Source organism: Levilactobacillus koreensis JCM 16448 (assembly GCF_001435525.1).
GTDB classification, from domain to species: domain Bacteria; phylum Bacillota; class Bacilli; order Lactobacillales; family Lactobacillaceae; genus Levilactobacillus; species Levilactobacillus koreensis.
In genome coordinates, this window is sequence record NZ_AZDP01000061.1 from 25,984 (window position 1) to 35,832 (window position 9,849).

At 51.7% G+C, this 9,849-nt stretch carries 8 protein-coding genes; 3 read left to right on the top strand and 5 right to left on the bottom strand.

Annotated features, from left to right (window positions below; all coding sequences use genetic code 11):
- Positions 1 to 103 precede the first annotated feature (103 nt).
- The 5 genes from FC99_RS05070 to argF form a co-directional block, all read right to left on the bottom strand.
- Positions 104 to 772, bottom strand: coding sequence for a hypothetical protein (locus tag FC99_RS05070; RefSeq protein WP_048732839.1), 669 nt, complete (start codon positions 770 to 772; stop codon positions 104 to 106).
- A gap of 246 nt (positions 773 to 1,018) precedes the next feature.
- Positions 1,019 to 1,987, bottom strand: a complete 969-nt coding sequence (locus tag FC99_RS05075; RefSeq protein WP_048732841.1) for an aldo/keto reductase family protein — start codon at positions 1,985 to 1,987, stop codon at positions 1,019 to 1,021.
- A 281-nt stretch (positions 1,988 to 2,268) separates the two neighbouring features.
- Positions 2,269 to 3,777: a YfcC family protein gene (locus tag FC99_RS05080; protein ID WP_048736262.1), complete on the bottom strand. Its 1,509-nt coding sequence runs from the start codon at positions 3,775 to 3,777 to the stop codon at positions 2,269 to 2,271.
- A 138-nt stretch (positions 3,778 to 3,915) separates the two neighbouring features.
- The gene (gene arcC, locus FC99_RS05085) at positions 3,916 to 4,845 is read right to left on the bottom strand and encodes a carbamate kinase (RefSeq protein ID WP_048732843.1); all 930 of its coding nucleotides are present in this window, start codon (positions 4,843 to 4,845) and stop codon (positions 3,916 to 3,918) included.
- A 12-nt stretch (positions 4,846 to 4,857) separates the two neighbouring features.
- Positions 4,858 to 5,856, bottom strand: coding sequence for an ornithine carbamoyltransferase (argF, locus tag FC99_RS05090; protein WP_048732845.1), 999 nt, complete (start codon positions 5,854 to 5,856; stop codon positions 4,858 to 4,860).
- Positions 5,857 to 6,169: 313 nt separating this feature from the next.
- Between argF and FC99_RS05095 the strand changes: the two genes are divergently transcribed.
- The 3 genes from FC99_RS05095 to FC99_RS05105 all read left to right on the top strand — a co-directional run bounded on the left by FC99_RS05095 (position 6,170) and on the right by FC99_RS05105 (position 9,444).
- Positions 6,170 to 7,468: a sensor histidine kinase gene (locus FC99_RS05095; RefSeq protein ID WP_048732846.1), complete on the top strand. Its 1,299-nt coding sequence runs from the start codon at positions 6,170 to 6,172 to the stop codon at positions 7,466 to 7,468.
- A complete protein-coding gene (locus FC99_RS05100) occupies positions 7,465 to 8,295 on the top strand; it encodes a DNA-binding domain-containing protein (protein ID WP_048732848.1) in 831 nt (276 codons plus the stop codon). Before FC99_RS05095 ends, FC99_RS05100 begins: the two co-directional genes overlap by 4 nt.
- Positions 8,296 to 8,463: 168 nt before the next feature.
- On the top strand, positions 8,464 to 9,444 hold the full coding sequence (locus FC99_RS05105; RefSeq protein WP_048732850.1) for a serine hydrolase: 981 nt from the start codon (positions 8,464 to 8,466) through the stop codon (positions 9,442 to 9,444).
- The last annotated feature ends 405 nt before the right edge of the window (positions 9,445 to 9,849 follow it).

Sequence of the window (9,849 nt, forward strand, 5' to 3'; positions counted from 1 at the left end):
TAGTCGTTGATTTATAAAATTTGCACCTTACCACGAGTCGCCAAAAAGGCCCTGTGCCAGTCCGTCTTCACGCACCGGCACGAGGCCCTAGGTTCATCACATTTTAACTTAACCAGCCGTCCATCCAGAACTTCTTGGTCACAATAATCTCGCTCGCTGCGGTCGTGAGTTGTTTAACCATCTGGGCGTAAGCGTTGTTGGCCGTAACCTGTTGTAACCGGCCAGCTAGCGTAGTCATATCATCTTCGCCAAATAACCACTTCAACGCGTCCTCTTGTTCTAAAATGATCAATAAGTTCAACGTCGAGTGAGTTACCTGACCGGACTGGAGCTGCTGCTTGAGGGTGTCGATCATCTGTTGGCGACTGGCGTCCTTAGGCTCGTAGATCACGTGTGGCGTTAGGTTGTTCTGAAATAACACCCGTTCCGTTGTCTCGGCTGCCAAGGTCTCGGCACCGATGCCGTCATAAATGGTATTCGCAATATCCCAGCTCGTCACCAATTTTAAAATCGACTTCAACTGGGGAGTCTGCATCAGGTCGTTCCGCAGCCGCATCTTGAAGGCCGCCAAATAGGATGGTAGGTTCTCCCACTGCGCGTCGTCCGCAATCGCTAAATTATCCCCGGTCACGACCAGAACTCGCTGATCGATCAAATCGAGTAAGGCCCCCAAGACGAAATAGGCCTGGGTCGTGAACCGCGTGCGAAGGGTGGGTTTCTGCCCGATTCTTTCGGTCAAGAGTAAGTAATTTGTTGCGGTCGTGAGTGTCACGCGTGGTTCCTCCTTGTTGGTTTAAACTCCGGTCAGCTGACATTAAGAATTACCAGCGCCGATAGCTAAGAATTTACAATTTTATACATTCTGAATTTCTTACGAACCGTTAGTATACCACACCCACTCTTGGGAAGCGAGGCAGTCCACGTCTGGCATGACGCTTTCTTTCAAAACTTTATAGTAATCAAGTGATAAAAAAAGTGTGTCCTGAACGACACACTTTTTAATACAGTAGCTGTATATTTAGCCAATTTGGCGCGAGAACTTCTTGAAGCCGAACAACTTATCGATTCGCGCGTAATATTCCGCTGGAATGTCCAAGTCGATGGCCTTCAGGTTGTTCTGCAATTGCTTGGGCTTGCTGGCGCCGGTAATCAGGCTGGAAATCCGGGGGTCGCGTAAGCCCCAGGCCAAGGCAAATGTCGACAGATCTGTATCCAATTCAGCGGCCATCTTGACCAACTCTTCGACCTTATCCAAGTTGTCATCGGTCAATAACGCCTTAATCTGCCCTTGGTAGGTTGCCCGTGAACCGGCTGGAATCGCCTGTCCCTTGCGGTATTTACCGGTCAATAATCCCTGTGACAGCGGCGAGAATGGCACAACGCCCAGACCAAGCTTGGCGCAGACATCGAGCAGTTCGTGTTCAATGTAGCGGTCGAACATATTGTACTGGGGTTGGACCACGGACATCGGATGCAAACCGCGTTCTTGGATGATTAGTTGGGCCTCTAGGATTTGAACTGGCCGCCACTCACTGACACCGTAGTACAGAATCTTTCCCTGGTCGACCAAGCCACTCAGGGTGGTCAACGTTTCGGCCAGCGGCGTTTCGGGGTCAAATCGGTGACAGAAGTACAGGTCGAGATAATCCGTCTGCATGTTGGTCAACGATTGATCCAATGATTCGGTAATGTGCTTACGGGAAAGGCCACCATCATTTACACCCTCACCCGTTGGGAAGAAGACCTTGCTGGACATCACTAATTCCTTACGCGGGAATTGTTTCAGTGTCTTACCCAAGAACCGTTCAGCCGCGCCACCACTATAGGCGTCAGCACAGTCAAAAAAGTTGATACCATTCTCATAAGCTAACTTGATACTCTGAGCGGCCAGGTCCTGCTTGTCACCCGCGCTCACGTCAGTCATCCAGCTCCCAAGTGCCAGTTCGCTCACGCGTAATCCTTGTTTTCCTAAATGCCGATACTTCATGTGAAATCCTCCTAGTTTGTTGTGAGTCCTGATATGGAAACGGTCTCACAACGTCATAGATTTAGTCTACCAGATTTCACGCGACTAGGTCAGTAACCTGAATAATATTGGGCGAAAATTTTTGCGGTGACAACCTTTTTTAGCAACGACCACCGTCCCACGTCAGCTTATGTACGCGAAAGAACACGTTCAGGTTATCATTTGGTCTGAACGTGTTCTTTCGATTGAATCCTTCTAAATGCTAGTCAAGCCAGAGACGTAGGGCGTTGGGCCACATTCCCTTAACTCAGCAATACTTCCAGAACCAAAATCACGCCACCAAAGCCCAGGACGAAGACCACCACTGGCCAAACGAACTTAAACCAGTGCGAATACTTCATGTCGAGCATTTGTAACGTTGCCATCACTAGGCCGGTTGGGGCCAGGAAAAGCATCGCGTACTGCCCAAATTGGTAGGCCGTTACCACGGCAAACCGTGGAATATCGACCGTATCGGCCAGCGGCGCAAAGATCGGCATCGCCAGTACAGCCAATCCAGATGAGGATGGCACGATGAATCCCAGAACGAAGAAGATCAACATTTGAATCAGGATAAAGACAGGGCCACTCACGCCTTGAACCAGCGTTGACGAGAACTGGAGCACCGTGTCGGAAATCAGCCCTTCATTCATCACTAAATTGATGCCACGAGCCAACCCAATGATCAGTGACACCCCAACCAAGCTGGCCGACCCATTCGTGAAGGCATCCACAACGCCCTTTTCGCCAATGCCGTATTTACCAGTGGCCGTTAAGAACATGATAATGATTGCGAACAGCAAGAACGAGGAGGCCATAGTTGGGAACCACCAGCCCTGTGACATCACACCCCAGACCATGATGGGGAAGGTCACGACGAACAGGATCAGAATCAGTTTCTTCCGGAAAGTAAAGTCGGCATGTTCACCATTTTCACTGGAAGCCACCGACCACATCTTGTTGAAGGACGTGCGGTCCTCATAGGTGTACGAGAACGCCGGCGTGGCTTTGACCTTCTTGCTGTACCAATGCAGGTAAAACAGCACGAAGATGGTTGCCACAACCAACCCACCGATCCGCCAACTAATTCCTTCGGTAAAGTTGATACCAGCCGCATTGGAGGCAATCACGACGGAGAACGGGTTGATCGTTGAAAATGCCGTCCCCACCGAGCTGGCTAGGAAGATTGCCCCCACACAGACGATGGAATCATACCCCATTGCGATGAAAATCGGCACCAGAATCGGGTAGAACGCCACCGCCTCTTCTTCGATCCCACAAAGCGTGCCCCCGAGGACCATCAACACGGAAACCAGAAAGATCAGCATGAATTCATGTCCCTTGGTCTTCTTGGTCAGCGCCATCAAGCCGGACTCAAACGCCCCACTGGCTTTGACGACCCCGATCAAGCCCCCGAGCACGAAGATGAACACCATGATATCGACGGCTTCAATCGTCCCCCTGACCATACTGCTAGTAATCTGACCCGGACCAGCCGGATGCTGCTTTAACCGTTCATAAGTATTGGGAATCGACACGGCCTGCGTGATGCCACCCGAAGTGAATTCCCCGATTTGAATCTTTACGCCCATTTTATCCAGTTGCTTTTGGGTCGCGGGAACCGCCTCTGTCTTACCGGACGGTTTCGTAATCACCAGTTCTGATTTCGCCGAATCATAGGCTAACTTGGAATACGACCCGGCCGGAATGATCCAGGTCGCGATAACGGCCACAATCGTCAGGATGAACAAGATGACGAAGGCCCCGGGCATTCTTAGTTTAAATTTTTTCTTTGGTTGCGTCGCTGTATCCACAATTTCCACCCCTAACTTTCAAATAATGGCTAAAAAGAAGCGTGGTCCAGGTTGGGCGTTACCAAAACGTCCTTTGGACCACGCTCTATAGTTTGCTTAATCTGTGATCAATGTGCCGACTTTGCCCGCTAAGGCATCGTCCAAGTGGTCTAACGATGTGATCAACGCCGTGCGGCCCGCGCCTGACGCCACAAAGCCCAAGCACGCTTCGATCTTCGGCAGCATACTCCCGGGGGCAAATTGGCCCTCGTCAATGTACCGTTGGACGTCCTGACTGGATAAGGTTCGCAGCGACTGCTGATCCGGCTTGCCGTAGTTGACGTACACGTCATCCACCGCGGTCAAAATAATCAGTTGGTCGGCCGCAATGTTAGCCGCCAGTAGTGAACTCGACCGATCCTTGTCGATCACGGCCGGGACGCCTTTGAGGCCAGTGTCCGTAGTCACAACGGGCACCCCACCACCGCCACCAGCGATGACTAGGTTGTCGTTTTCAATCAAATCACTGATACTCTTGAGCTCCACGATGGCCTGCGGAAGGGGCGACGGGACCACCTGCCGCCAGCCACGGCCAGCATCTTCGGCAAACGTGTAGCCCTTTTCTGCCTCGATACGGTGGGCATCCGCCTCGCTATAGAATGCGCCAACCGGCTTCGTTGGGTGTTGAAATGCCGGATCCGCCGTATCGACCTCAACTTGGGTAACGACGGACGCCACATCCTTATTGATACCGCGCTTTTGAAGCTCATTGTGCAGGCTCTGTTGCAGGTGATAGCCAATGTAGCCCTGGCTCATCGCGCCACATTCGGGGAACGGGAAGGCGGCCGTCTGGTCATGTTCCGCTGCAAAGTTCATCCCCAGATTGATGGCCCCGACTTGCGGACCGTTCCCATGACTGATGACGACCTTGTGGCCCGCCGCAACCAAACCAATCAGCGAGGTTGCCGTATGTTTCACTAAGCTTAATTGCTCTTCGGGGGACTTCCCTAACGCGTTACCCCCAAGAGCGACAACGATTTTTGCCATGTGTGTCTCCTCCTAATCACCCAAGGTTGCGACCATCACGGCCTTAATGGTGTGCATGCGGTTTTCGGCTTCCTGGAAGACCACCGACGCGTCACTTTCGAAGACTTCATCGGTCACTTCCATTTCGGTAATGCCAAATTTTTCAGCAATTTCTTGACCGACCTTGGTCTGGGTGTCGTGGAATGAAGGTAGGCAGTGTTCGAAGATGACATTTGGATTGCCAGTCTTGGCCATCATTTCCGCCGTGATCCGGTATGGTGACAGGAGCTTGATCCGTTCCGTCCAGACTTCATCGGGTTCACCCATGGACACCCAAACGTCGGTATAGAGGACATCGGAGCCCTTAACCCCTTCGTCCACGTCATCGGTGACCAGGATAGTTGCGCCCGTCTTGACTGCAATCGCCTGCACCTTAGCCAACAACTCTGGCGTTGGGTTCAGTTCCTTTGGGCAAACGAGGTGGTAGGTCATCCCCATGATGGCCGCACCAATCATCAGGGCGTTGGCCACGTTGTTCCGGCCGTCGCCGACATAAGTAAAGTGAATATCACTGTAATTCTTCTTCAGGACTTCCTTGGCCGTCAAGAAGTCAGCTAAGACTTGAGTGGGATGATCTTCGTCAGTTAGGCCGTTCCAAACTGGCACGCCAGAATACTTTGCCAAAGTTTCCACGGTCCGTTGAGAAAAGCCCCGGTATTCGATACCGTCGTACATGCCGCCGAGCACCCGCGCCGTGTCCTTAGCGGATTCCTTCTTGCCCATTTGCGTCCCAGTCGGTCCTAAGTAAGTCACGTGCGCGCCTTGATCGTAAGCCCCAACTTCAAAGGCACACCGCGTCCGCGTCGAATTCTTTTCAAAAATCAAAGCAATGTTTTTACCAACCAATTTCTGTTGTTCGGTCCCAGCATACTTGGCGCGCTTCAAGTCTTCGGCCAGTTGTAGCAGGTGACCCATTTCCTTAGGGGTAAAGTCCAGCAGGGTTAAGAAACTCCGGTTACGTAAATTGTACATTGTGATTTCCTCCTTTGTTATTTACAATGGCAGTATACGTAAGCGGTTTCACAGAACTTCAAATTGCTTCAACTCTTTACAAAAATAAATTAAAAATCGTTATATTCGCCGCGACTGATTGCGTTCTGGTCGCCAGGGATTTCGCCTAATGTGGGACATCGCTTCCCGCAATGAACACCACCCGTCAAATCGATCACCCTACAATCCTGACAACTGCTAGGTGGCCGTAAACCTGACCAACTACCTCCTTTGTAAGCCGGCTAGTCCAGCCACTCTTCCTCCAATACCCCCAATTAAAGTTAGGAGCATTCCCATGTTTAAACAATCTCGGTTCATCGTACACGAACGTTACCGGCGCATCTTGATTGCGGCCGTTTGCGTCGCCCTGGCCTCACAGGTCAACATTTCCGCGTACACGCCTGGCCTCATTTTGACGCTGTCGGTCTTTCTACTCCCCATCTTTCTTTACTTCAATGCCGATCTGAATCCACTACACCTTTTATTTGCCGTTGCGGCGGCCTCACCGCTCTTTCGCGGGATGTTGCTTTTTATCGGCCACGACGTTTCCCCACACGCCAACCTGCTTTATGTATTGGCCGACATTGCCTTTTATGTCTGTTACGGCGTGCTGTACTACCTGCTCTACTGGCGGCGCGGGCAGCGGAGTAACACCTCATTTTTCCTAGCAATTCTGCTATGTGACTACCTCTCCAATCTGCTCGAAGTCAGTATTCTCACCAATTTCAACGGCTACACCTACCGCTTATTTCAGATCCTCTTTATCACCGCGCTCGTCCGCAGTCTGGTCAGCTGTCTGCTCGCCTTTCTCTACCACTACTTCACGCTGATGATGCGCAAGGAAAATCACGAGGAACGTTACTACCACTTCATCTGGGTCGCCTCGGCGGTAAAAAGTGAGGTCTACTTCATGCGCAAGAGTATCAGCGAGATTGAAAATATCATGAAGAACGCCTACCAACTCAATCAGCGTCTAGAAAAGGCTAACGTTGACGAACAAGACCGCGACATGGCGCTGGGAATTGCCCGCGACGTCCACGAGATCAAGAAAAACTACCTCAATGTGATTCGTGGGCTCGGCGACTACTTCAATGACGACCAGGACGTTCCCATGCAACTGGCGGAAATTCTGAAGGTGACGACCAGCTATATCCGTGAGTGCCTAAACGTCAAGCAACGCAGCGTGCTCATCGAGGTCCACAACCAAGTTGACCTCATCGTTCCCAATCACTACTACGTGGTCTCCATCCTCTCCAATCTGATCTTTAACAGCGCCGATGCCATGCTAGACCAACCCAGTGGGATGATCCGCGTGACCGTCAATGACGCTGGCGATGACATCTTGATCAACGTTGGCGACAACGGTAGTGGAATGAGTGCGGAGACCATGGCCATGATCTTTGAGCCCGGGTTCACGACGAAATTCAATGAAAATACCGGCGACGTTTACCGCGGTATTGGCCTTTCCCACGTCCGACTGATCGTTCAAGAACAATTTGGCGGCGACATCAGTGTCGAGTCTAAGCTCGGTCAGGGCACCAATTTTCAAGTTCGACTCAACAAGCAACGACTCATTCAGGAGGTACAATCATGAAATTCTACATCGTCGATGACGACCCATCCATCCCCATGATTCTGCGGCAAATTTTGGAAAAGGACCCGAACAATACCGTAGTCGGTATCGCCCATGACGCCAAACAGGCCCTGGCCGAGGTCATGCTAATGGATATCGACATTGTGCTGGCCGACCTGTTGATGCCCGAAATTTCCGGGATCGACCTCATCAAGAAACTCAAGCCGGCCAAGCCCAACCTGCGTTTCATCATGATCTCTCAGGTCCGCGACAGCGATCTGCGAGCGGAGGCCTATCAAGCCGGCATCGAATTTTTCATCGACAAGCCCATTAACATCATCGAAGTGAAGACCGTGATTGAGAAGGTCACCCAGAGCATCGAAATGGCGGCTAAGCTCAATCACATCCAATCCCTGGTCGGTGGCGGGAACGCGGCCGATTCGGTCGTTGACCGCCATCACCTGCAAAAGGATAAGATCCTCTCCATTCTCCGTTTCCTGGGGATCACCTCCGAGGCCGGGTCCGCCGACATTCTTTCCATCTGTCAGATGATGCTCGACCGCAACCTGAGCTTTCGTGACATCGACTTTGCCGCGGAATATCACATCGACGAGCGCGAGAAGAAGATCATGTTCCAACGCATTCGGCGCGCCATTAAAACCGGTCTCACCAATCTCGCCAACCTGTGTCTGGACGACATGGGCGACGAAATCGTGGTGGAATACGCAAACACCCTGTATGAATATAAGAACGTGCGTAACGAGATGCTCTACCTGGAAGGGACGCGGACGACCGGCGGCAAGACCTCACTGAAACATTTCTTTGACGGGTTAGTCCACGCGCAATAGGGCCACGACCTTACTAACGAAATAACCAGCGATTTAGTCACCCGAAATTCTCAGGTATTTGCGTTTGACTTAAGAATTCCGCGTATACGCCGCCAAAATTTGGGCGTATAATTAAAACCATTAATTAGTTCACCCGACATACAATCTAAAGAAATGAGAATCAAGCCGATGAGACATAACGAACCGCAATCATTCTTACAAAAACTCTATAAATACCGCACTTATTTGCTAGGACTCGTTATTTTAGTGGTCGGTATCGCGAGCATCGTTGGCGTTCAAGCGCACCAAAAGAACGTGACGGAAGCCGATTCTACGTCGGCCGTCCGGGCTAAGGGCCCGACTGCTCACGCCATTCAGGCCCAACAAAAGCAGCTCAAGCACAAGTTGACCCACTACTTGAAATCGGTTACAGCTGACGGCACCGCCAGCGTTAGCTTCTACAACCTAGGACCGACTGCTGGGAGTTCGGCCGCAAAATCTCGGACGACCCGCCGCCTTTATAAACAGGGCCAGCTCGCCGCCTCGGCCAATGCGCATACCCCCGCAGTCTCCGCTAGCACCTATAAGTTGTTCATCGCGGCCTACCTGTTCCACCAGAACCATTTAGGCTACTACGACTGGACGCTCACCGAAAAGGACGGGTTCCAACGGATGATCGTTAACAGCGAAAATGACTTCGCGGAAGGCGTATTGGACGCTTACGGCCTAACTACGCTTGACGACTTCATCGCGAGTGAGGGCTGGTACTCACCCACTTTCGTTGCCAACCAAGCTTCCGTCACCACGGCCTACAGTCTGACGTTGCTCTTGAAAAAGTTAGCCCTCCAGCAAGCACCTTTTAACCATGCTCACGACCGGCAGTGGCTGCTTTCGCTCATGAACAAACAGATCTACCGAACGGGAATTCCGGCCGGGGCGGCCACCGCGAAGAAGGGGACGGTCGTTGCCGACAAGGTTGGGTTCCTCGGTGACATTAACAACGATGCCGCCATCGTCACCCTCCCCAACGGCCAACGCTACGTGCTGGTCATCATGACTCACGGCCACGGTCAAACCGGCTTTAGCGGTTTTCCCCGGATGGCTGAGATCACGACCCACATTCAGAAGATGATGTACGACCCTAGTATCGTGAAGGGGCTTAATAAATAGACTTGGGAGTCATGACACACGCTGTCATGGCTCTTTTTTTGCACACAATTGGCGCATAAAGCCCGGGACACTTTCCGACGCAAGCGTCTATCCACGGTCACATTAATTACTAAAGGTTGAAAGTTCTAAAATACCAGTCATGCCTGCTCTAGCAACAATAGTGAGACTAAAACCCGGCAACCTGGTGGACCCTTCGCCTTACCGGCCGGCAGATATGGGCTGGATCGGTGCGAACACAACTTGAAGCCTCGAAAGAACCGAGTCTACAAGCTTGGTTTTCTGCTAAGCCGGCAAGAACCGCCGACCAAGCAGAACGACGCGCCTGAGCCCATATCTGCCGACCTCTCGACTTACACAGTGTGCGTAGACGACGGAGATAATGACTGTAACAGTCGTTATCGATTG

What these genes read in the sequence shown, in the direction of transcription:
- FC99_RS05075 (WP_048732841.1), bottom strand. Translation starts at nt 1,987, where the DNA reads ATGAAGTATCGGCATTTAGGAAAACAAGGATTACGCGTGAGCGAACTG.
- FC99_RS05105 (WP_048732850.1), top strand. Translation starts at nt 8,464, where the DNA reads ATGAGACATAACGAACCGCAATCATTCTTACAAAAACTCTATAAATAC.
- argF (WP_048732845.1), bottom strand. Translation starts at nt 5,856, where the DNA reads ATGTACAATTTACGTAACCGGAGTTTCTTAACCCTGCTGGACTTTACC.
- FC99_RS05095 (WP_048732846.1), top strand. Translation starts at nt 6,170, where the DNA reads ATGTTTAAACAATCTCGGTTCATCGTACACGAACGTTACCGGCGCATC.
- arcC (WP_048732843.1), bottom strand. Translation starts at nt 4,845, where the DNA reads ATGGCAAAAATCGTTGTCGCTCTTGGGGGTAACGCGTTAGGGAAGTCC.
- FC99_RS05080 (WP_048736262.1), bottom strand. Translation starts at nt 3,777, where the DNA reads ATGCCCGGGGCCTTCGTCATCTTGTTCATCCTGACGATTGTGGCCGTT.
- FC99_RS05100 (WP_048732848.1), top strand. Translation starts at nt 7,465, where the DNA reads ATGAAATTCTACATCGTCGATGACGACCCATCCATCCCCATGATTCTG.